Here is a 23,133-nt window from a genome sequence, read left to right as displayed (position 1 = left end):
CGCGGTATGCCGGAACGCCGAAAATCCTCCACGAGTCCAGACCTGCTTGCGGCGGCATTGTTCGATGTCGCCGCGGAATCCGGACTGGAAAATGCCAGCGTTCGCGAGGTCGCAAAACGGGCGGGTGTCTCGATCGGCGCAGTGCAACATCATTTCTCGACCAAGGACGAGATGTTCGCATTCGCACTGCGAACACTCGTCGATCGATTGTTGACGCGACTGGCCGAATCGTCCGCCGACGCAGACCCGCATACCGCCCTGTTCCAGGCACTCTCGCAACTCCTGCCCCTCGACGAGCAACGCACGCGCGAGGCACATGTGCTCGCCGCGTTTGCCGTGCGTGCCGCAACCAGTGAGTCACTCTCCGAAATCCGCCGGACAACCCTGTTCACAATCCGCACCGGCATCTCGACAGTTCTGATCGGCATCGGAACTCCCGAAGCGGAAACCAGAGCGGCACTTCTGCTTTCAACCGTCAATGGATTGGCACTCGACGCACTCGGAAGCCCCGCCATGTATCCGCCGCAGTACCTCGATCACGCTTTGGAAACCCAGATCCGCCTCACCCTGCACGACGCCGAGAACCCGCTCGCCTCCGTCGGGCTCGCCAGCTGACGTGGAAGGAGCAGGACGCTTCGCGCCGAGCCCGTCTGGCGATCTCCATCTGGGAAACCTCCGAACCGCCCTCTTGGCTTGGCTTTTCGCCCGCACCAGCGGGCGCGACTTCCTCATTCGGGTAGAGGATCTCGACCGTGTCCGCCCCGGCGCGATGGAACGACAACTCGACGATCTGCGCAGGCTCGGCCTCACGTGGGACGGCCCAGTCGTATTGCAGTCACACCGTCTTCCCTTGTACCACAAGGCTATCGACCAATTGCGCGAGCGTGACCTGACCTATCCCTGCTTCTGCACACGCAAGGAGATCCTGCAGGCACCGTCAGCGCCCCATGCTCCAGACGGCGCCTACCCCGGCACGTGTCGGAACCTTTCGGAGGCCGAACGCGCCGAGAAATCGGCAAGTGGCCGATCTCCCGCGCTGAGGCTACGGGCCGGCATCGACTCGTTCACCGTCCATGACGAACTGTTCGGCGAGGTGACGGGACCAGTCGACGACGTCGTCCTGCTCCGCGGAGACGGGGTGCCCGCTTACAACCTTGCCGTTGTCGTCGACGACGGTGCACAGAACATCGACCAGGTGGTTCGCGGCGACGACCTCCTGACCTCGGCTCCACGTCAGGCATACCTTGCCCAGCTGCTCGACATCGAACCACCGTCGTACGCCCACGTTCCTCTTGCCTTGAACAGTGAAGGCAAGCGACTCGCGAAGCGCGACGGCGCAGTGACTCTGGCAGATCAACTCGAGGCCGGACGCAGTACCGAGCAGGTTCTGACGATGATCGCGTCGAGCATCGGTCTCGCCGAACCCGGCGAGGTTGTCACACCACCCCAATTGGCGGATCGATTCGACTCTCGCAAGATCCCCCGGACCCCGTGGATTTTCCCGGCGAAGTAAGTGACGTATCAATCGGTGCCTCGTCGGAACAAAACTACGATTGTCCGATATGACAAAGCCGTCCGCAATAGCTATTCGTTGGCAATTCTCGAATAGTGAAGTACGGTCGAGACTGGCGAAGGAAATTCAGGGCGAGTTGTTCCTGCAAAACCACGCCCGGGATCTGAACCTGGAATCCGACCACAGTACCCACTTGCAGCATCCACGCTGACACGCACGTGCGGCACGGGCGACTCAGGACGAAAAGGAATACGCATGGTCCGCGAGCTTCGCGAGGCACTCGACGACCATCAATTCGAGGTGTTGTATCAACCCCAGGTCAATCTGAACTCGTCAGCAATTATCAGCTATGAAGCTCTTTTGCGTTGGCGCCATCCGCTGCGAGGGTTGATCGAACCTCAAGATTTCATGCGCTCCGCCGAATCCTCTGGGCTCATCATTCCCATCGGGCTACAAGCTCTGGAAATGATTTGTGCCCAAACAGCGTCGTGGCCTGAGCACATGATGGTCGCGGTCAACTTTTCGCCTCGCCAACTCGCTACCCCGCACGCCGCTCACGAGATCCTCGGAGCGCTCGACAGTTCACAAACACCACTGAGCAGAATAATCGTGGAAGTCACCGAACTCGGCGTCGTAGGCCGGCATGCCGCCGAGACTCTTCATGTCTTGCACAACGAGGGAATTCGAATCGCGCTGGATGATTTCGGGGCGGGCTTCGCGTCCTTCTCCGCATTGTCGGAATTGCCGCTCGACATTCTCAAGATCGACCAATCCTTGACCTGGGCCGTCAGCGCAGCGGGTCGTGCTGGAGACCGCGCCTTCATGGTCATGGAGTCCATCGCCGACATCGCTCGGAAGCTAGGGCTTGATTCGATCGCAGAGGGCGTCGAAACCGCGGAACACGCAGCCAACGTCTTGCGGGCCGGCTGCGACATGGGCCAGGGCTATTACTTCGGCAAGCCACTTCCTGCGTCGTCCGTCGTCACTCCCGTGTGAGCGCTCGCCACTTCAGCACGACGGCACTTCAGTACGACGACGATGCACTCGCTATGAGTGCGACTACGAGAATCACGGCAAAAATTGCCAAGAAGGCCGCGCCGACCGCAATTCCGGCTATCGCAAGCCCGCGCCCCTGTTGACCTGTCTGCTTGATCTGATTGAGCGCGACAATTCCCAGAATGATTCCGACGATTCCGCCGAGACTGTAGAAGCAACCACCCGCAAGCGATACAACCAGCGATGCAATTGCGAGACCATTGGTGCCGACCGGCTGCATCGGCGGTGCGTACCCACCCGCGAATTGATTCGGTTGACCGTACGGGTTCGGAGGTTGGCCGTACTGAGGCTGTCCGTATTGAGCCTGTCCGTATTGTCCGGGTTGCTGATATTGATTCTGCTGATATTGATTCTGCGGTCCGAAATTCTGCGGCGGCAGGTACGGGTTCGGTTCACCGATTCCGCCCGGCTGGGGGTTATTACCGGGCGGGTTGTACGACGGCGGTGGATAACCCGGGTACTGCTCGTTGGGAGTGGTATATCCGGGAACTTCAGGTGAAGACTGCGTTTCGGACGGGGACACGCCGTACCCCTCAGGAGGCAGGCTCGGAAATTCTCCGTACCCAGGTTTTGCCTGGTAATCGCTCGAAGAATCGTCGTTGTTGCCCCCGGAACTCGTCATACAACGCAGCCTAAACCACAGGTGACCTCCGAATCCAAGTGAGCAGATGTCATCCACATCGCTCTTTGATCCCAGTAGGGTCATATCCACTGTCACACTCGAGCGCGATATTTACGACTGAGGGGAACACATGACAACCGGTGGGTACGACCCCAACCAGAATCCAGAAGGCGGGAAGCAATTCCCACCCCAGGATCCATATGGCCAGCAGGGAACACCTCCTCCCGGAAGTTACCCACCACCCGCAGGCCCCCCGCAGGGCGGTAGCTACCCGCCGCCTCCACAGGGCGGAAACTTCCCGCCCCTCAGGGTGGCAACTACCCGCCTCCCGGTGGATACCCGCCGCCGCCCCAGGGCGGAAACTTCCCGCCGCCTCCGCAGTTCAACGACCAAGGTGCGTACGGCGGAGGAAACCGGCTGCCTTCGGGTGCTCAGCCGGGCGATCTGTGGATTCGACTCGGTGCCCGCATCATCGACGGCATCATCGTCGGCGTCATCGCCGCGATTCTGGCTCTATTGGTCAGTGACTCCGACAGCTTGATTCTGGTCTCGGGACTGTTCTCGGGAATTCTGACCTTCGCTTACTTCATCGCAATGGAAGTAACGCAGGGTCGGACTTTGGGAAAGATGATTCTGGGCCTTTCAGTACACGGTCCGGGTGGCGCACCTCGCCCCTCCGTCCAGCAGTCTGCGATTCGCAACGCCTTCACGTTGCTCTCGATCATTCCGATCATCGGCGGAATCCTCGCGTTGGTCGCCTACATCGTCATCGCGGTCACGATCAACAACAGCCCCACCAAGCAGGGCAAGCATGACGAGCTCGCTGGTGGAACTCAGGTAGTCAAGGGTTAGGTGCGCATATGACAACCGGTGGGCACGACCCCAACCAGAATCCCGAGGACGGAAAGCAATTCCCGCCCCAGGATCCCTACGGCCAGCAGGGAACGCCTCCTCCTGGGAGCTATCCCCCGCCGGCGGGGCCTCCGCAGGGCGGAAGCTACCCGCCGCCTGGTGGATACCCCCCACCTCCTCAAGGTGGCAATTACCCGCCGCCAGGTGGATATCCGCCGCCTCCGCAGGGTGGAAGCTATCCCCCTCCCGGAGGCAACTACCCACCGCCCGGTGGATACCCGCCACCTCCCGGAGGCGGTAACTTCCCACCGCCGCCCGCCAACGACTACGGCGCAGGATTCGGTGGACCGCAGCTTTCTGTGGGTGCGGCAATTACCTACGGCTGGAACAAGTTCAAAGACAACGCATTGGTTTGGATCGGAATCTCGATCATCGCGTTCTTGATCGCCGGACTGATCCAGGGCGCTTTCAACGGCTTCGACTACACCAACACAGAGTTCAGCGCGCTGTCCATTGTGGGTGGATTGGTCACCGCTATCGTCGGCTACATCATCCAAGCCGCATTCCTTCGTGGAGCGTTGAGCGAATTGGATGGAATCAAGCCGGCTTTCGGCACCTTCTTCCAATTCACCAACATCGGCGCAGTTGTTCTCGGCGGTTTCCTGGTAGCAGTGGCAACTTACGTCGGTTTGGCTCTCTGCATCATTCCGGGCATCATCGCGGCGTTCCTGCTCTACTACACGCTGACCTTCATCGTGGACAAGAATCAGGATGCGATTTCGGGCATCAAATCGAGTTACGCGTTGACCTCGTCGAACGTCGGAACATTGGTCCTGCTGGCGCTCGCTCTGATCGGTATCAACATCATCGGCGCGCTGCTGTGTGGAATCGGTCTTCTGGTGACGGCGCCCGTCGCACTGATCGCCAGCACCTACGCATACCGCGTGCTGACCGGCGGTCATGTAGCTGCCTGATCAGTTCGTTTGCATCACCGAAGGCCCTGCGGTTCCACGTGAAACCGCAGGGCCTTCGGTGTGTTCTGCGCAACTGGACGGTCGCCAACTCGCATCCGAGCGCCTTGTGGTGCTTGGATGACGGACGTGACAGCTCAGGATCAGCAAGACGAATCGACCCACGAAACCAAATTTGCGCACGTCAGCCGGGGTTATTACCCGACGATCGTCGCGCTCTTCACCGCAACGCTGCTGATCTCGAACGTGGCGGCGACCAAGGGGGTCGCCTTCTTTGCGGATTCCGACTTCTCGCTCGGTCCCTTGCAGATTCTGCCCATCATCACCGATGGTGGATTCTTCTTGTTCCCGCTCGCCTACGTCCTCGGTGACGTGCTCAGCGAGGTCTACGGCTTCAAAGCGACCCGACGCGCGATCTACCTGGGCTTCGGCGCACTGATTCTCGCCGCTGCGTGCTTCTGGATTGCAGTGCAACTCCCGTCGGCAGAGTTCTACGAGAACCAGGCCGCCCTCGAAACCGTGGTCGGTGTCATTCCCCGGCTACTGGTCGCGGGCTTGGCCGCCTACCTCGTCGGACAGCTACTGAACTCACTGGTTCTGGTCATGATGAAAAAGCGCATGCAGGAGAAGCATCTGTGGGCGCGACTGATCGGCTCGACCGTCGTCGGCGAATTCGCCGATACCCTCATCTTCTGTTCCATCGCGGCCGGTGTCATCGGCATCAGCACATGGGAAGACTTCATCAACTACGTGCTGGTCGGCTTCCTGTGGAAGACGCTTGTCGAGGTTCTGGTCATGCCGATCACCTACCGCGTCATCGCATACGTGAAGAAGCGCGAACCGACCTACGCCTGAGGTGCAGGCGTCTTCGCCGCGTAGAACTTTCCGAGCATGTCTGCCTTGAAGTCGTGGAAATACCCACCTTCGATGCTGGCTCGGATGTCGTCGGCCAACTTCACGGTGAATCGCTCGTTGTGGATGGTGCAAAGCGTCGACGCGAGCATTTCCTTCGCCTTGAAGAGGTGATGGATGTACGCGCGGGTGTAATTGGCGCACGTGTAGCAGTCGCACTCGTCGTCGATAGGCGTGAAGTCACGACGGAATCGGCTGGTGTTGATGTTGAACCTGCCGGAGCGGACGTAAATCGCAGCATTGCGAGCAACACGCGACGGGTTGACGCAGTCGAAAGTGTCCGCGCCGTTCTCGATTGCGACGAAGAAGTCGTCCGGTTCACTGATGCCGAGCATATGACGCGGCTTGTTCTCGGGTAGTTCCTCGTTACACCAACGCACGATCGTTCCGAGGTTCTGCTTCTCGAGGGCGCCGCCGATGCCGTAGCCGTCGAAGCCGTATCCGTTCTCGCCTTCGATCGACTCGAGTCCGCGGCAGGCTTGTCGTCGCAGATCTTCGTACTGCGCGCCTTGGATCACGCCGAAGAGAGCCTGATAGGGCTTGTCAGCGCGTTCGGCGGTGAGCTTCTCGTGTTCATTGATACAGCGGATCGCCCACGCCTGCGTGCGCTCGACCGATCGCTCCTGGTAGCCGCGGGTGTTGAGCAGCGTTGTGAGCTCGTCGAACGCGAACATGATGTCGGCGCCGAGCTGATGCTGGATCTGCATCGACACCTCGGGGGTGAAGCGATGCTTACTGCCGTCGAGGTGCGATTTGAACGTCACGCCCTCGTCGTCGACTGTCGCGAGACGCTCCTTGCCCTTCGCGATGACGTCGTCGGACTGCACACCGACGGCCTCCATCGCGAGCACCTTCTTGAACCCGACACCAAGCGACATGACTTGGAAGCCACCGCTGTCGGTGAAGGTGGGCCCGTCCCAGTTCATGAACTTGCCCAGCCCGCCGGCCTCGTCGACGATGTCGGGGCCCGGCTGCAGGTACAGGTGGTACGCATTGGCGAGCAACGACTGCGCACCGAGTTCCTTCATGGACTCGGGCAGCACGGCCTTGACCGTGGCCTTGGTTCCGACGGCCACGAACGACGGCGTCGCGATATCGCCGTGCGGTGTGTGGATGGTTCCGGTTCGTCCGAGTCGGTCCTCGAGCCTGGTCCCTATCGTGAAAATCGACTCGGGACGCTTGTCGACGGAGGGCGCGGGCGGTGTCGGTACTGCAGAAGTCACGGGCTCAATCCTGTCACAGGAGCAAATATCGCCGTGATCACAGCGAAGAAAGTTCCTACGCGATCAGCATCCGCATTGGTCTACTGACCGAACCCGAGCGGTACCGCCGCGTGAGGGTCCCCACCATACTTCCCACTACACATCCCCCGGCTCGACCGGTTTACCCCGCCAACCCGCTGACAGGAGCTCACTTGACGAGACAGACCGGCCAGACCTACAACTTCGTCACCGTCGACGTCACAGACTCGATTGCCACCGTGACTATCGACAAACCTCCAGCCAACGCATTCAACCCCAGCATGATCGCCGAGCTTCTGGAGATACTGCCGGTACTCGCGTCGGACCAGACCGTCCGCGTCATTGTCGTGACGGGCACTGGACGGTTCTTCGTCGCCGGTGCGGACATCACCGTGATGCGCGAGCTGACGGAAGAAACTCAGCGCGCGATGCGCCCGTGGGTCGACGTACAGCGGATCCTCGAGTCGGCTCCCAAACCTGTCGTCGCGAAGATCAACGGGCACGCACTCGGCGGCGGAGCAGAACTGACGTTGGCCTGCGACTTCCGCATCATGGCGCAGTCGGCGACCATCGGCTTCCCCGAGATCGGACTTGGGCTTTTTCCGGGTGCCGGTGGCAGCCAGCGACTTCCACGCCTCATCGGGGCTCACCGAGCCAAAGTGCTCATGATCGAAGGCAAGCGCCTCAGCGCCGAGCATGCACTCGATATCGGCCTGGTCGACACCGTCGTTGCGGACGCCGACCTCGATGCGCATTGCGCTGACCTCGCACGCGAACTCGCGACGAAACCCACTGCCACCATCGGAATGATCAAACGCATTGTCGACGAGGGCATGTCGTTGCCGCTCGATCAAGCGCTGGATCTCGAATTCGAGGCAGTGCTCGACCTGATCAAGACGGACGACGCTGCTGAGGGACTTCAGTCATTCCTCGACAAGCGGTCCCCCACCTTCACGGGACGCTGACAGCTCCCATTTACCGAGAGGCCATCATGCTCAACAAATTTCAGAAGAAATGGGTGGGCGCAGTCGCTTCTCTCGCCGCCCTGACGATCGCCGTCAGCGGATGCACCCGCCCCGCTACCGACAACTCCGCCGAAAGTGGTGGCCTGGTACGGATCGCGGTAGGTGTAGACCCGTCGTACGCCCCGATTTTCCTCGCCGACCACGAGGGTATGTTCGAGGCCGCCGGCCTCGACGTCCAGGTCATCCAGACCGAAGGCGGGGCAGCAGGCGCCCAGAACGTCGTAGCCGGAACTTCGGAACTCTCCGGCAATGCCGACTCGACGGCACTGTCCGTCATGGCCGCCAATCCGAGCCTGCGGGCGCTGGGCGTATTTCAGGAATCCGACCGATACTTCCAGGTTGTACTGAGGAATGGCGTCGAGCCGAAGTCGATCAAGACCATGGGCGTCTTCCCCGGCATCGGCCTCTACTTCACGAACCAGTACCTGGCCAGTCTCGGCATCGACCCCACGACGGTCACACTCGTGAGCACAAGCCCGCCCGAACAGCCTGCTTTGCTGGCGCGCGGTGACATCGACGGCTTCCTGTCCTTCGACCCCTGGGTGACGCAGAGTGTCAATACCGGCGGGCGCGTTGTTGCCACGACCGGCGACTTCGGCGCCAAGTACGCCCAATGGATCATCGCTTCGGACAACTGGTTGTCCGCGAACGAAGAAACCGCAGGCAAGGTGTTCAAGGTGATCTCGGAAGCGTCGGCAATCGTGAACTCGGATCCGGATCGGGCTGCAACCGCAATTGCCGCGTCTATCCAGATGGACCCGGCCGAGGCCGCAGACCGGGTGACCCAAATCGATTTCGGTGGACGCGGATTCACCGAGGACGACGTGGAGCGCGCAAACGAACTTGTTGCATTCTTCCGCGAGCAGGGCAAGATCTCCGCGGACATCGATCCGTCCGCTGTCCTCCTCTCGGGATGGTTCGAGCAGAACGCCGCCTGAGCGGAGAGTGAGAACGGGTCCGGTGGGCAGACCGAAATCATGTCGCCCACCGGCCCGCAGAACTACGTTCGACACCAGTCGGTTCGGCGATATCTTTCGATTGAAACGGAGTAGTTGTGGTGCATCCCCCGGTACGGGTCGTAGAGATTTCCAGTCCGTTTGCGCGATTCGCCGGGCGCATCCTGGTCGGGCTGGGTTTCGAGGTCATTCTGGTAGAACCACCCACCGGTGACCCCAGTCGCACCGAGTCCCAGGGTGATTCGTACTTGCATTGGCATGCGGGCAAGAAGTCCGTTGTCCTCGATATCGACGACAGCAACGATCGCCTCGCTTTCGAAGCACTGCTGCGCAGTGCCGACGTCCTGCTCGACGGCAGCGCGACCGGCGCTCTACGCGACAACCGAGGATCTCTCGTTCACGTACGAGTGACCCCCTTCGGCACAACCGGACCGCGAAGTGACTGGAAGGCAACAAATCTGACCGTCGCGGCACTCGGCGGGATGATGGCCCAGGTCGGCGATCCCGAGCACCCTCCACTGCTGCTCCCCGAACTCCAGGCTGAGCAGCTCGCCGGAATCAATGCCGCAATCGGCGTGCTTCTCGGACTGCGTTCGCGATCCAAGGGCCACAACCCGTTGCTGGAGATCAGCGCTCAGGAATGTGTTGCCGCCGCGCTGGAAGCGGGCACTCTTGCCTACATTCACGAGGACCGCGTACCACCGCGTCCGGGCCGGGTACATCCGCTCGTTCCGCACGGACTGTTCCAGGCCGCCGACGGTTATGTCGGTGGCGGCCTCGGCGGTAGCCCCCGCATGTGGGACGGCATGTTGGCCTGGCTGATCGACAACGATGCTCAGGACGATCTCGATCAACCGGAGTGGTCCGACGCGGTCTACCGAAAGACGCATCAGGAACACATTTTCGACGTTCTGTCCGCCTTCATCGCGAAGTGGCCGAAGGAAGAATTCGCGGTCAGCGCGCAGTCACGCAAGTTGCCGTGGGCAGCTGTCGACCGGCCCGAAGAACTGCTGCGTAACCCGCAACTCAACGACCGGGACTTCTTCACCGACGTGACCGGAGATCACGGTACCTACCGCGATCTCGGGTTCGGCTTCGCTTTCCCCGAAGGCCGGCGCATCGGAACGCTCGAGGCTGCCCGGTTGGGCCAGCATCAGGAACTCTTGAAGGCCACCTCGCCTGTGGCAGTGAACGAAACCCACGAGTTCAGCGGTGGCAGCACGCCCAGCCTCGAAGGTGTCCGCGTCCTGGATCTCACGTGGGTGTTGGCGGGCCCGTACGGCACCAGAATCCTTGCCGACCACGGTGCCGATGTCATCAAGGTCGAATCGATCGGACGCCCGGACCCGACTCGCTTTGCACCGTTCATGCATCTCTCGCGAGGACCGCACGACAATCCGAACACCAGCGGGTACTTCAACGACGTCAACCGCAACAAGCGCAGCATCACACTCGATACCCGATCCGCAGAGGGCCTTTCGGTACTGCGCGACCTGATCAGGAACTCCGACGTCGTGGTCGAGAATTTCAGCTCGTCGGTCATGGACAAGATGGGGCTCGGCTACGAACAACTCCGGGAGCTCAACCCGGACATCATCTACGTGTCGATGTCCGGGATGGGTCACACCGGTCCTCGCAAGGACTGGGTGTCGTATGCCGACATCGTTTCGGCAAGTACCGGTTTGACCGCACTGACCGGCTGGAACGCCGATGATGTTGTCGGAGTCATCTACGGCCATGGCGACATCGTCGCCGGACTGCAAGCCGGCGTCGCGATGCTGGCAGCCCTCGACTACCGCGACCGGACCGGCCGGGGACAGCACGTAGACCTGTCACAACTCGAAGCCATGGCAGCGCACATGGGTACCAGCGTTCTCCGAGCCGCCCGGTCACAGTCCCCCGATCCGATCGGCAACAGCCATCACGAACTGGCACCACACGGCGTGTACCCGTGCCTCGGCAGCGACCGGTGGTGCTCGATTGCCGTTCGCGATACCACGGAATGGAATGCATTGTGCCGCATCATCGAAGCAGAGAAATGGATCGGCAATCCTGACTTCGCGAGTGCAGAAAGCCGCCAAGCCGATCACGAACGTATCGACGACGCCATCGCCGACTGGACCAGGACTCTGTCACCCGAAACCGTCATGGAACGCTTGCAATCGGCGGGTATCGCGGCCGGCACCGTCCAGGACGGACGCGACCTGGTCGAGAGCGATCCACATCTTCGGGCACGCAGTTTCTATTCGGCACAGGAACATCCCCTCGCCGGAACATTCCTCCACGAAGGCATCCCCGTTCGCCGGAACTCCGAACCCGGCTCGATCCGACGCGCTGCGCCGGTGCTGGGCGCGGACACCGACGACGTCCTCGAGTCGGTGCTCGGATACAGCGACGAACTGATCGCCGGACTTCGCGACCAGTCGATCCTGTCCTGACCGCACTCATATTCAGTACATCCATTCACAGATCGCTACTAGGAGACACAATGCGCGCGGCCCGACTCCATCAGTTCGGCACTTCACCGGTCATCGACGACATCGACATTCCCACACGTGAATCCGGTCAGACGCTCGTGCGCATCGACGCTGCCGCGCTCGGCCATCTCGACATCACCGTCGCGAGCGGAAACTTCGGAGTCAAGCCGAACCTGCCACATATCGGTGGAACAGACGGAGCGGCGACGGTAATCGAATCCGACACCTATGAGCCTGGCACCCGCCTTCTGGTCCGAGGCGGCGGAGTCGGCCTGTTCAAGAACGGTTGCTGGGCTGAGTATCTGGTAGCGGCAGACAAGGCGTTCACACCCTTTGATCCCGCACTGTCGCCGGCCGTCGCCGCAACCTTCTTCCTGCCCAGCACAACCGGCTATGTTGCCGTCAACGACATTGCAGCCGTCGCTCCCGGCGAACGAGTTGTTGTCGCCGGAGCATCCGGCGCTGTCGGATCGATGGCAGCACAGTTCGCTCTGCTTGCCGGAGCGTCCGAGGTAATCGGTGTTGTACCGCGCGAAGATCAGGCTGCCTTGCTTCCGGAGGGTGTGCGTCCCGTCGTCGGGCAAGGCGACGAACTTGCCGGAGTGGTGGGATCCGAGCCTTCCGTCGACGCCGTGATCGACACGCTTGGCGGCGACGGCTTGCCGCACCTTCTGGCGAGTGTTGTCCCCGGTGGCCGGGCTGCCCTGATCGGATATACCTTGGGTAAGAGCCTCACCCTGGACTTGCCGAACTGGTTGCTCAGCGATGTCCGGATCCTGCCCGTCAACATGATTCGCAAGACTGCCCGGCAAGCCGAACTGGCACCTGAAATGATCCGGCTGCTCATCGAAGGCAAGATTTCCGTTGCAGTGCAGGAGTTTCCGCTGGATGACATCGCAACGGCACTGCAGTTGATGGGTGAGGGCAAGGTTGCCGGCCGGGCCGTCGTCGTACCCTGAGGGATACAATTACCCATGCACCACGACGCACATGCCATTCCGCGCTCGCTTCCGGATTTGATCCGGAGGCGAGCTTTGGAGCGTCCGGAGCACCCGGCGCTCGTCGTCGACGGGGTCACGGTCACCTACCGCGAATTGCGGGATCGTGCAGCGTCGATGGGGGCGGATCTCCGTAATCACGGTGTCGGCCGTGGGGAGCGCGTGGCGGCACTGTCCGGCAACAGGATCGAACTGGCAGACCTTGTTCTCGGATGCGCGTGGATCGGTGCGGTTGTCGTCCCACTCAATACGGCCCTCCGAGCCGACAGTGTTGCCAGCGCACTCGAACAGGCTGGTGTACAACGGATCCTGGTTTCACCCGAATACTCAGGCGCTGTAGCCGGATTCGACGGCACCGTGTGGGTCATGGGTGAACAGTGCGTCCCCACTGCCGGTTCGCATCCGGGCTGTGAGCCCGAGACCCTCGATCCGCTCGACCTGGCCGCGATACTCTTCACCTCCGGCACCACCGGTCTGCCCCGAGGCGTCCGATGCCCGCACGCGCAGTTCCTGCAGTGGGGCAAAGGCGTCGGCGCCTCACTCGGGCTCACCGGGGACGATGTGCTGTACAACTGCCTGCCGCTGTTTCACACCAATGCTCTCAATGCCTTTGTTCAGTCCCTTTGGGCCGGGTCTACTTTTTTCCTGGGACAACGCTTTTCGGTCCGCAATCATTGGCGCGAAGTTCGCGAGATCGGCGCAACTGTCGACTACCTGCTGGGTGCGATGGTGGCCATGTTGATGAACGCGGACCCATCGCCGCAAGACCGACAGCACAGCGTCCACGTGGCACTTGCCCCCGCAACGCCGGCTCATCTGATCGAACCGTTTGCCCAGAGATTCGGTGTAGAACTCGTGGACGGATTCGGAAGTACCGAAACCAATCTCGTGATCGGCACACTTCCGGGAGATCGGCGGGCCGGGTACATGGGGCGGGTGATGAGTGGCTACGACGCCGCAGTCGTCAACGACGGTACTGCGGCCGCAGACGGGGAGCCCGGCGAACTGGTGGTCCGCAGCACGATCCCCGGCGCCTGTTCACTGGGCTATCTGGGCGAGGAGATTCCAGCGACGGAGAGTTGGATACAGACCGGTGACAGGGTGATTCGGGAAGCAGACGGCTGGTTCCGATTTGTCGATCGCATCAAAGACGTGATTCGGCGCCGCGGTGAAAATATTTCCGGGGCCGAAGTGGAAACCGTTCTGGCGTTGCATCCGTCGGTCGGTCAGGTTGCCGTCTTCCCGGTACCGTCGGATCTGGCCGAGGACGACGTCATGGCAACTGTAATACTGCGCCCCGGAGTATCTTTCGACCCCATTTCGATTCTGGAGTTCTCCCAGCAACAGCTGCCGTACTTTGCACTTCCCCGGTACATCGACGTCGTGGACACGTTGCCACTCACCGAAACCGGCAAGGTACAGAAAGCAGTGCTACGTGAGAGGGGCGTCGGCCCACACACCTGGGACTGCGAGAAGAGCGTGTTCCGCGCCCGGCGATAGACCGCGCCTCGCTACTTGCCGCAACCGTTGAACGAACACATCACCGGACTGCAGATCGTGCGCAGAGCCAGCGGGTCGCTCGGCGAATGTGTGCACTTCATGGCATGAAGTTTTCGGGTGATTCCGGCGCCGGCAGTGCGCAGGGCCCCGGTGATGCGGCTGACGTTGAGGCGAGCCGTCGGCGCTGTCACAGACAACGCGCCGGCCAGAGTGCGCGGGCCGCTGAACACCGGCACTGCGACGCTCATGTACCCGAGCCGTGTCTCCTCGACCTCCACCGCGAGTTGTTCCTTACGCATCCGCTCGGTTTGCTGGCGCAGCACGCTGACGGACATCGTCGTTCGACTGGTCAAGGCGGTGAAACCCTGCTCGACTACCTCGTCGAAGACCGATTGCGGGGAGAAGGCAAGGATGATCTTGCCGGTGGCGGTGCAGTACAGCGGGAGCCGACCGGCCACCCGCGACTGCTGATTGAGCCCGCGGTGTCCGATGATCTTCTCGATGTAGAGGACGTCGATGCCGTCACGAACCGCAAAGTGAACCGTCTCCTGCGTCGCCAGCAGTAGGTCCTCCATGTACGGCAGCGCCGCGTCGCGCAGAATCCGCTGACGCGGCACCAATTGGCCCAGCTCGAACAATCGCAGGCCGAGCCGGTACTTGGTACCCGCGCGCTCGAGCAATCCCCATTCGACCAGCTCGCCGGCCAACCGGTGAACCGTCGCTTTCGCGACCCCACTGCGCCGGGTGAGCTCCGTCAGAGACAGGTCACTGTGGTCGGTATCGAAAGCGTCCAAGATCATTCGAGCCTTGCCCAGGACCGAGGACAGTTCACCTGCAGGCTGCGATGCAGCGGTCGTTTCCGACGCGATGGGTAGTACGGATCCGAACCCGACGGATTGTTGTGGAGCGGCCATGAGTGTCCTCCTGAACGATCTGTGACAGCCTGCCGAGACCGAGTGCCACAACGACCGAGATCGGTCGGGGTCCTCGTTAGGTGCAGGTGCTTCGAGACTGACACTATGGTGACGACACGATGAGACGCACGCCACACGGTCCGCTCAGTGAACCCGTCCCGCAGAGTTTACACGGGGCGCCTACCTGCGTAATTCTCCAGAAACATGCGGACGGCGGATGCAATCTGCGGAGCGTGCTCCTCGACGAGTGCGACGGTCCCCGATTCGACGATCTCCGTTTCCACCACTGCCGCACCCGTCAGGTGTGCACGCAACGGCGCAATGTTAGGCATCGAGAAGGGATCCTTCTGCGCGCCGATCAGCAAAACCGGCGCAGTCACCGAACCGACTCTCGCCTCCATGACGTAGCGGGCGCAGGCTTTGTGCCCCTCCGCCGGATCTACCCGGTAGGCAAGCGCGTCTCGGATGAACCTGTCGAGCAGTGCGGTGCCTGGTTCGGGGTAGTAGGGGCGACGCATCTCCCACAGCCTGGTGAGATGGCTACCGTCTGCGGCCCGGTCGACGCAGTCGATCCCACCGGGTCCCGAGTGCCCCTCGCGGTAGTTGCGGTCGGTCCACGGGCACGACGAGAGCACGGCAGCGTGCACCCTCTCGGGGCGTGATGCCGCCATCTCGAGCGCCACTGCCGCACCGGTGTGGTGACCGATGACCGTGACCCGATCGACGCCCAGGGTGTCGAGCAATTCCCACGCGCCTCGCGCATAGGTCTCGATGGTCTGCGGGCCGGGCACCGGAGCACTGTTGCCGTACCCCGGCATGTCCATCGCGACAACGCGGAAGTCGTCGGCAAGGAGTGGAATGAACTCGCGGAACTCGTCCCACGACCGGGGCGCCTGATGAAGCAGGAGAATCGCCTCACCCGAACCTTGCTGCGCGTAATGCAATTGCCCGAAAGACGAATCAACGTATCCGAGTTGCAGGCCGCCAGCCATCAGAACGCCGCAATCATCGGGGTATCGACGCCGACGATGTCGATCTTTGCCGAACCACCCGGATTTCCGACGGGCTCGCTACGGGTAGGCAAGACCTCGAGGAAGAAGCGCTTGTTGTCTTCCTTGAAATCCGGGTCTGCTTTCCGGTCGACGGTGATCGCCTCCACCGGGCAGGCCAATTCGCAAGCGCCGCAATCGATGCATTCGTTCGGGTTGATGTAGAGCTTGCGATCACCCTCGTAGATGCAATCCACGGGGCATTCTTCCATGCACGATCGGTCCGTGTAGTCGATGCATGCTTCACCGATGACAAATGCCATTGCCTAGCTCTCCTGTTCGGTGGAGTGTCCAGGGAAGATTTCTGCTTCCGGATCCAGCACTGCCGCAGCGTTGTTCACCGCAGTCGCGGCCTCGCCGAAACCGACGGCGATCAAGCGGACCTTGCCGGGATAGTCCGTGATGTCCCCGGCGGCATACACACGCGGAACATTCGTCTCCATCCGTGTGTTCACCGCGATGTGGCGATTGTCGATCTCGATTCCCCACTCCATCATCGGACCGAGGTCGGCCGTGAATCCCAATGCAGCGATGACGGATTGAGCGGGCAGCGTGGACGTGCTCTTGTCTTGTTTGTGGGTGATGTCGACCTCGCCGATCCACCCGTTTCCACGTACCGCCGAGACATCGGCGTTGACGAGAACCTGGACACTGCTTTCCTGCACCTTGGCGACTGTGGATTTGTGCGCGCGGAAACGATCTCGCCGGTGAACCAGGGTGACGGACTTGGCAATCGGTTCCAGGTGAACGGCCCAGTCGAACGCGCTGTCGCCGCCACCGACGATGACAACGTCTTTCCCGGTGTGCGCCGACAAATCCGGGACGAAGTAACTCAGCCCCCGATCCATGAACTCCGAACCCTTCGCCAACGGACGCGGGGTGAAGGTTCCGATGCCGCCGGTGATGACAACCGCGCCGGCCACCACGACCTGGCCCGTGCTGGTGGTGATCCGCACCCGGCCGTCGTCGTCATGCGACAGCTCACGAGCCTGCATGCCCAGAAGGTACACCGGATCGAACGGGGCAGCCTGCGCCATCAAACCCTCGATGAGGTTGCGTCCCTTGACCGAAGGGAATCCCGCGATGTCGAGGATCGCCTTCTCCGGGTACATCGCACTGACCTGTCCCCCCGGTTCCGCAAGGGCATCGATCACGGCAACCGAGAGGCCGCGGAAGCCTGCGTAGTACGCGCCGTACAGCCCGGCGGGGCCGGCACCAATGATCAGAATATCGACGCCGATCTCGTTGTCGGTCGCCGTGGAAGACGTTTTGTTCACACTCGATACGGTATTGCGCCGACGGACTCACGCAAATGAAACCGGTCCGCTCAACAGACCTCGGTAACAGTTGCGGGACACCACGAAAAGGGCCCGCCGACCTCTCGGTCGACGGGCCCAATGCTCGCAGGAATTCAGTGCGCGAAGAATTCAGTGCGCGAATACCTCGGGTTCGTCTGCTGCGATCTTCTGGATGATGGTCGAGTACGCAAACCACCCCACCTTCTCGGTGCCGACTGCTTCGTAGGTCTGCGCCGCGATCTTCTCGTGCAGGACAACCGGATCACCGGCGGCTCGCGCCGTCAACTCCGCCTGCATCGACCGCTCCATCGACACATACCACCACACTGCGCTCTCCACGGAAGTTCCGACGGTCAGATGACCGTGGTTGGTGAGGATCACGGCCTTGTTCGATCCGAGGGCATCCGCGATGCGAATCCCCTCCTCTTCGTCCAGCGCCACCCCGTGATACTCCTCGTAGATCGAGTGATCCTCGTGAAAGGCGCACGCGTCCTGAGTGATCGGCGTGAGGCGGGTGTGCAGCGAGGAGAACGCCTTACCGTTCAAACCGTGAGCGTGAACAGCTCCGATGACGTCGGGACGAGCCTCGTGAACCTTGCTGTGGATGACAAACGCTGCTCGGTTGAGCGGTCCGTCTCCGGAAATGACCGCGCCGTCCGACGCCACATGCAGCAATTCCTCCGGCTGAACCTGGGAGAAGTGCCGCCCGAACGGCGCAGTCCAGAAAGTCTCCGGATCTTCTGGGTCTCGGGCGGTGATATGTCCCGAGATTCCCTCGTCCAAACCGAATTTCGACAAAATCCGATACCCGCCGATGACAGCGGTCTTGCGACGACGCCGCTCACTCTCGATATCGGTGAACTCGGGCGGTCCCGGAATTCCGGCCTGCTCGGCAATGCTCAGCGGGTGATTCATGCTGCGCTCCTGACTATTTGACGCCGTAACGGGCGAGGTACCGCGAGGACAGAATGCGGAGAATCCGGTCGAAGATGAAGCCCATGATGCCCAGGACGATGATGCCGACGAACGTCCAGTCGATCCGGCCGTAGTTTCGAGCCTGCCAGATCATCGAACCGATACCCTGGTCGGCGGCGACGATCTCCGCCGACACGATGGTGAGGAAGCTGTTGCCCATCGCCAGGCGAGCGCCCGTGACGATGCCGGGGATCGACGACGGCAAGACCACCGTCTTCATGATCTGAAGTTTGCTGGCACCAAGATTTGCCGCTGCCTGCAGTTTGTTCTCGCTGATCGCTACAGTCGCGGCAATCGTGCTGACCGTGACGATGAATACCGAGGTGTAGAAGATCAGAACAACCTTCGACGTCTCACCGATGCCGAACCAGACGACGGCGAGAGTGACAAACGCAATAGGCGGAATGAACCGGAAGAACTCGATGTACGGATCGAGGAGCTGTCGCACGATGGAAATGCGGCCCATCAGAATTCCGACGGGAGCACCGATCACGACACCCAGGAACCAGCCGATGAGAATTCGCTGACCCGATGCGGTGATCGACGACCACAGAACGCCGCTCTCCCACAGTTCCTGTGCCGCCGACCATACTTCGGCCGGTGATGCAATGGTGGTCGGCCCGTACCACCACGCCAGGAACGACCAGATGCCCAAACCGATTGCCGCTGAGGCTGCATACATCAGCGTCGCTTTGACAATCTTGGATCGCCGCGCCGATGAACGCTTTTTTGTCTCCGCCACCTTCGCTGTTCTCACACCGGCTGAACCACCGGTCACTACAGCCGTCACAGCTCGTCCTCCTCAATGCCTTGGTTCCGCAGCGACGCAACCACTTCTGCCCGAATGTCGTCCCGCAGCTTCTCGTAGAGCTCGATCACCTCGGGATCGTTGCGGTCTCGCGGACGAGCCGCATTGACCTCGTAGACGCTCTTGATCCGGGCCCGCGGGCCGGCCGACATCACGATCACACGGTCAGCCAACGTCAGTGCCTCGTCGATATCGTGAGTCACGAATACCACGGTGCAGCGGGTGTGCCGCCAGATACGGTCGAGTTCGGTCTGCAGAACCTGACGAGTCTGAGCGTCCAACGCACCGAACGGCTCGTCCATGAGAACCAACGACGGCTGGTTGGCAAGAACTCGTGCGATCTGAACACGTTGCCGCATACCGCCGGACAGCTGCGAGGGGAACTTCGCACCCGCGTGGGGCAAGCCGACCATCGCGAGGTACTCGGCCGCGATACTCGCCTGCTCGCTGCGGTTCGCTCCACGCATCCTGGGGCCGTAGGCCACGTTCTGGCTCACGGTCATCCATTCGAACAACGCTTCGGAGCTCTGAAACACCATGCCGGCGTGGCGGTTACTGCCGGCGACGACATCTCCGTCGCACACGATCTCGCCGGCGCTGGGTTCCACGAAGCCGGCCATGGACGACAGCAGCGTCGACTTGCCGCAGCCACTCGGACCGAGCAGACAGACGAATTCACCTGGCTGCACGTGCATGTCGATTCCGGCGACGATCTCCGCCGCGCCGAAGCTGATTCCGAGGTCGACCACGTCGATGGCAACACCGGTGTTCTTCTTGCCGGGGCCGGCTGTCCCCGCGCTATTCGTCGAGCTGGTCGTTGAACCACTTGTTGCGATACTCACTGTGCACCATCCTTGTACCAATCCAGAAGCATTGCCGATTCGAGATCCGGCTGGTCGCTGAGAACACCGATCGACTTGTAGAAATCTACGATCGACTGAGCCGACTCGACATCCGCAGCTTCGAGATTCACCACGGCGAAGTCGATCTCGTCCACCGCGGCAATAGTCTGATCCTCGCTGACGTTCACAGCCGCCTTGGTCGCGGACGCTGCCACGCCCGGATCCGACTCGACCTTGCGCGTTGCCTCGTCGAGCACCTTCGCGACGGTTCGCGCTGTCTCTTCGTTGGCCGACAACCACGGAGCCGTCGTGATCGCCCAATGATGATAGAACCAGCCGTAGTCTCCGGTTACTGCCACCACGTGGCCGGTTCCCTGATCCAGGGTGGTGGCCGGCCACGGCTCCCACAGGACAAACCCGTCGATGTCGCCGCGACTGAGCAGTGCGGGCATGTCCGTCGGGGTCGCCGAGATCATCTCGACCGAACCGGGGGCAATGGAGTTGGCAGCGAGGTACTTGTCCGTCGAAATCTGGCTGAGACCCGGGACGATGCCCATCTTCTTGATCGCAGCCGGTGAGTCGACACCGTTACGCAGCACGACCTTGATGTAGTCACCCGACGCCTCGTACGAGTACATCGCGCGCAACGACGGATTCTGACGCAACTGGGCGATCGTTGTCGTATCGGAGCTACCGGCGATCTGGACCTGCCCGGTCGAGAGTGCGTCGACGGCCTCGCCACCACGACCGAACTGGACGAGTTCGACGTCCAAACCGGCAGCGTCGAACATGCCTTCCTGATCCGCTACGAAGAACGGAGCGTAGGAAGCATCGATTCCGACTGCGATACGCAGTGGTCCACTTCCGGCGGAATCAGCTGTGCTTTGCGTCGCCGGGCGGCTGCATGCGCCGGTTGCAACGGTCAGCAGCAGCGCAGCCGAAACAAGAGCAGTCCTTCCAAACTTTGACAGCGAGGCCATCTACTCACACCTTTGTTTGTGATCTGTGCCGCAGTTGCGGGTCGTGGAGAGCAAACCTAGCTGTGTGTACCTACACCCGAGAACCAACCGGGTCCACCGTGCGGACCGGGGACAGGAACTTACCTCGGCGAAACACTGCACCTGGAGGAACGTGCGGACCGAAATACTTCGGTAACACGGCCCTCGATCACAATGTCCACCGAATCACAATGTCCACCGAATTGTCTGCGAGCGCAGCGCACTGGCGACATTCTGCGCCGTCATCGAATAGATCGACGCACGCGCTCCGGCGCTGCCGCCGGCGACGTGCGGGCTCAGGAGGGTCGAATCGAATCCACGGAGCGCGCTCGAAATCGGTAGTGGTTCAACGTCGAACACATCGAGGGCAGCGCCGCCGACATGCCTGGAACGCAAGGCACGCGCCAATGCCGCGTCGTCGACGACAGCGCCGCGCGCCACATTGACCACGATCGCTCCGGTGGGCAACTGCGCAACTCGATGGGAATTGATCAGTCCCCGAGTTGATTCCGTAAGCGGGACGGCCAGCACCAGGACATCCGCGAGAGGCAGTAACTCGTCGAGTGACACAAACGTCGCAGCCACAGTGTCACGCGGTCTCGAACGCGCGGTGACGTAGACGTCGCAACCGAAGGCGGCAAACAATTCTGCACACCGGCGGCCGATCGAACCGACACCTACGACGCCGACCCGGCGCTGCGCCAGATCGCGGCAATCGCGCGTCAGGATGGATTCCTGTGGCCATCGACCATCGGTAACCTCGTTGTGCGCCCAGAACATGGAGCGGCACAACACACCTGCCGCGAGCACTGCCCACTCCGCAACCGAGTTCGCGTTTGCACCGGGAGTATTCGCCACCGGAACTCCGGCGGCGCGCCAGGCTTCGGCATCGATGAAATTGGTTCCGGCACCAGGCTGTTGGACGAGGAGCACATTCCGGCCGAGCTCTGCTTCCTCCTTGCCCAGTGGCAGATCACCACTCCAGTCCCCCACCACGACGTCGCATGTCGGCAACTCCGCACGGAGCGCCCCCGTGGTGCGCTCAGGTAATCGAACTACCTCCGCCTCACCCCTGACGGCGTCACGGATTGCGGTACCGAGTCCGTTGTCGGCGTCGGCCGTCAGCAGAAGTACTTTCTTCACGAGAACTCCTTCGCTGTAAGACGATGACTGTACCTTCGAAAACGCGGAAGCCGGCCTCCCAATCGAGAGACCGGCTCCATTACGCAGCAGCATATTTGGCAGGAACTTCTCAGATAGCTGCCTTCGCGCTGGCTGATGCCTTTGCCAAGAACTCGAGGCTCAGCGGGTTGTACTTCGCTGCCTGCTCGTGCTGCGGCCAGTGACCGCACTCCGAGTAGAGTTCGAGCTGAGCGCCCGGAATATCCTCGGCCATCTTCTTCGCTTCCGGAACATCACCGAACGGATTTTCCTGACCCCAGACCACAAGAGTCGGCGCCTTGATGAGTGCCATTCGATCCGGGCGCAGCAGGTTCCGCTGGCGAACCTCCATCTCCTGCAAGGAAAGGAGGTTGTGGATGTTGGCGACAAAGTCAGGCTGATGGTAGATCCGGTGACGAGCCTGAACCAATTCCTCGGTTGCATCGGCGGGATCATGCATGAGCAACTGCATACGTGCGCGGGTCAATTCGATGTCGTCACTCTGGACGGCCTTCGCGGTCGACGTCTTGATGCGCTCCATGACTACCGGGTTCGCGACTGTTCCGCCTGCTGCCAGCAACTGCAGCGACAGAACACGTTCGGGCTGCTCGCTGGCCAGGTAGGCAGCGACCCAACCACCGAGGCTTTCACCCACCAAGTGCACACGGTCCAGTCCGACCGCGTCGAGGTAGTTCACCAAATGCTCGACGTAGCGCGGAATCTCGTACGGGTAGTCAGGCTTGCCGGTGTAACCATGGCCGAGCATGTCGATCGCGTGAACCCGGTAAGACTCGGCGTGCGGTGCAATATTGCGTGCAAATGCCTCGAGGTGTCCGCTGGTGCCGTGCAGGAAGATCACGGCCTCGTCACCGGATCCTGCCTGCAGAGAGCGCGTGGGCACACCGCCGGCGTCGACGGTCGTCAACTCGAAATCGAGCCCGGCAAGTTCGTTCCAGATTGTCATC

General features: G+C 61.5%; 23 protein-coding genes. 11 read left to right on the top strand and 12 right to left on the bottom strand.

Features of this window, described 5'->3' with window-relative positions; all coding sequences use genetic code 11:
- Positions 1–6 precede the first annotated feature (6 nt).
- The 3 genes from EHW12_RS01860 (at position 7) to EHW12_RS01850 (ending at position 2,509) form a co-directional block, all read left to right on the top strand.
- Complete coding sequence (locus EHW12_RS01860) at positions 7–615, top strand: TetR/AcrR family transcriptional regulator (RefSeq protein WP_019746515.1); 609 nt, start codon at positions 7–9, stop codon at positions 613–615.
- 1 nt (position 616) lies between these two features.
- Complete coding sequence (gluQRS, locus tag EHW12_RS01855) at positions 617–1,513, top strand: tRNA glutamyl-Q(34) synthetase GluQRS (RefSeq protein ID WP_042447725.1); 897 nt, start codon at positions 617–619, stop codon at positions 1,511–1,513.
- A gap of 255 nt (positions 1,514–1,768) precedes the next feature.
- Positions 1,769–2,509, top strand: coding sequence for an EAL domain-containing protein (locus EHW12_RS01850; RefSeq protein WP_003943863.1), 741 nt, complete (start codon positions 1,769–1,771; stop codon positions 2,507–2,509).
- Between the two features lie 28 nt (positions 2,510–2,537).
- On the opposite strand, the gene EHW12_RS01845 is transcribed toward EHW12_RS01850, so the two are convergent.
- Positions 2,538–3,191: a DUF4190 domain-containing protein gene (locus EHW12_RS01845; protein ID WP_030535740.1), complete on the bottom strand. Its 654-nt coding sequence runs from the start codon at positions 3,189–3,191 to the stop codon at positions 2,538–2,540.
- A gap of 417 nt (positions 3,192–3,608) precedes the next feature.
- Between EHW12_RS01845 and EHW12_RS01835 the strand changes: the two genes are divergently transcribed.
- From EHW12_RS01835 to EHW12_RS01825, 3 genes are all read left to right on the top strand, one after another.
- Positions 3,609–4,043, top strand: coding sequence for an RDD family protein (locus EHW12_RS01835; RefSeq protein WP_080961233.1), 435 nt, complete (start codon positions 3,609–3,611; stop codon positions 4,041–4,043).
- A gap of 8 nt (positions 4,044–4,051) precedes the next feature.
- Complete coding sequence (locus EHW12_RS35055) at positions 4,052–5,017, top strand: hypothetical protein (RefSeq protein WP_207624207.1); 966 nt, start codon at positions 4,052–4,054, stop codon at positions 5,015–5,017.
- Positions 5,018–5,134: 117 nt separating this feature from the next.
- On the top strand, positions 5,135–5,869 hold the full coding sequence (locus tag EHW12_RS01825) for a queuosine precursor transporter (protein WP_030535741.1): 735 nt from the start codon (positions 5,135–5,137) through the stop codon (positions 5,867–5,869).
- Here the strand turns inward: EHW12_RS01825 and tgt are convergent.
- Positions 5,860–7,149 (bottom strand): tRNA guanosine(34) transglycosylase Tgt, encoded by a 1,290-nt coding sequence (tgt, locus tag EHW12_RS01820; RefSeq protein ID WP_125050216.1) that lies wholly within the window; start codon positions 7,147–7,149, stop codon positions 5,860–5,862. The two genes, EHW12_RS01825 and tgt, sit on opposite strands and share 10 nt — an antisense overlap.
- Positions 7,150–7,340: 191 nt before the next feature.
- On the opposite strand from tgt, the gene EHW12_RS01815 reads away from it, so the two are divergent.
- From EHW12_RS01815 to EHW12_RS01795, 5 genes are all read left to right on the top strand, one after another.
- Positions 7,341–8,132: an enoyl-CoA hydratase-related protein gene (locus EHW12_RS01815; RefSeq protein WP_020723626.1), complete on the top strand. Its 792-nt coding sequence runs from the start codon at positions 7,341–7,343 to the stop codon at positions 8,130–8,132.
- A gap of 26 nt (positions 8,133–8,158) precedes the next feature.
- Positions 8,159–9,130, top strand: a complete 972-nt coding sequence (locus EHW12_RS01810; protein ID WP_007731596.1) for an ABC transporter substrate-binding protein — start codon at positions 8,159–8,161, stop codon at positions 9,128–9,130.
- 119 nt (positions 9,131–9,249) lie between these two features.
- Positions 9,250–11,586 (top strand): CoA transferase, encoded by a 2,337-nt coding sequence (locus EHW12_RS01805; RefSeq protein ID WP_230359430.1) that lies wholly within the window; start codon positions 9,250–9,252, stop codon positions 11,584–11,586.
- 50 nt (positions 11,587–11,636) lie between these two features.
- Positions 11,637–12,584, top strand: coding sequence for a zinc-binding alcohol dehydrogenase family protein (locus tag EHW12_RS01800; protein ID WP_007731598.1), 948 nt, complete (start codon positions 11,637–11,639; stop codon positions 12,582–12,584).
- A 15-nt stretch (positions 12,585–12,599) separates the two neighbouring features.
- Positions 12,600–14,123, top strand: coding sequence for an AMP-binding protein (locus tag EHW12_RS01795; RefSeq protein WP_125050215.1), 1,524 nt, complete (start codon positions 12,600–12,602; stop codon positions 14,121–14,123).
- A gap of 11 nt (positions 14,124–14,134) precedes the next feature.
- Here the strand turns inward: EHW12_RS01795 and EHW12_RS01790 are convergent, their stop codons facing one another.
- The 10 genes from EHW12_RS01790 to EHW12_RS01745 form a co-directional block, all read right to left on the bottom strand.
- Positions 14,135–15,037, bottom strand: a complete 903-nt coding sequence (locus EHW12_RS01790; protein ID WP_007731601.1) for an IclR family transcriptional regulator — start codon at positions 15,035–15,037, stop codon at positions 14,135–14,137.
- A gap of 167 nt (positions 15,038–15,204) precedes the next feature.
- A complete protein-coding gene (locus EHW12_RS01785) occupies positions 15,205–16,029 on the bottom strand; it encodes an alpha/beta hydrolase (protein ID WP_007731603.1) in 825 nt (274 codons plus the stop codon).
- Positions 16,029–16,349 (bottom strand): ferredoxin family protein, encoded by a 321-nt coding sequence (locus tag EHW12_RS01780; RefSeq protein ID WP_125050214.1) that lies wholly within the window; start codon positions 16,347–16,349, stop codon positions 16,029–16,031. The genes EHW12_RS01785 and EHW12_RS01780 overlap by 1 nt, the downstream gene beginning before the upstream one ends.
- Before the next feature lie 3 nt (positions 16,350–16,352).
- Entirely contained in the window at positions 16,353–17,363 is a 1,011-nt protein-coding gene (locus EHW12_RS01775) for an NAD(P)/FAD-dependent oxidoreductase (RefSeq protein ID WP_050655582.1), read from the bottom strand.
- A 150-nt stretch (positions 17,364–17,513) separates the two neighbouring features.
- Positions 17,514–18,299 (bottom strand): class II aldolase/adducin family protein, encoded by a 786-nt coding sequence (locus tag EHW12_RS01770; RefSeq protein WP_054188628.1) that lies wholly within the window; start codon positions 18,297–18,299, stop codon positions 17,514–17,516.
- Between the two features lie 13 nt (positions 18,300–18,312).
- Positions 18,313–19,149, bottom strand: a complete 837-nt coding sequence (locus EHW12_RS01765) for an ABC transporter permease (protein WP_125050213.1) — start codon at positions 19,147–19,149, stop codon at positions 18,313–18,315.
- Positions 19,146–20,009: an ABC transporter ATP-binding protein gene (locus EHW12_RS01760; protein WP_007731623.1), complete on the bottom strand. Its 864-nt coding sequence runs from the start codon at positions 20,007–20,009 to the stop codon at positions 19,146–19,148. Before EHW12_RS01760 ends, EHW12_RS01765 begins: the two co-directional genes overlap by 4 nt.
- A complete protein-coding gene (locus EHW12_RS01755) occupies positions 20,006–20,989 on the bottom strand; it encodes an ABC transporter substrate-binding protein (protein ID WP_125050212.1) in 984 nt (327 codons plus the stop codon). Before EHW12_RS01755 ends, EHW12_RS01760 begins: the two co-directional genes overlap by 4 nt.
- Positions 20,990–21,193: 204 nt before the next feature.
- Positions 21,194–22,150: an NAD(P)-dependent oxidoreductase gene (locus tag EHW12_RS01750; RefSeq protein ID WP_125050211.1), complete on the bottom strand. Its 957-nt coding sequence runs from the start codon at positions 22,148–22,150 to the stop codon at positions 21,194–21,196.
- Positions 22,151–22,259: 109 nt separating this feature from the next.
- On the bottom strand, positions 22,260–23,132 hold the full coding sequence (locus EHW12_RS01745) for an alpha/beta hydrolase (RefSeq protein ID WP_019746500.1): 873 nt from the start codon (positions 23,130–23,132) through the stop codon (positions 22,260–22,262).
- Position 23,133 lies beyond the last annotated feature (1 nt).

It is taken from the genome of Rhodococcus sp. NJ-530, assembly GCF_003860625.1.
Lineage (GTDB): Bacteria > Actinomycetota > Actinomycetes > Mycobacteriales > Mycobacteriaceae > Rhodococcus_F > Rhodococcus_F qingshengii.
Note: the sequence above shows the minus strand (reverse complement) of the source record. Positions and strands in the feature narration are given on the sequence as shown.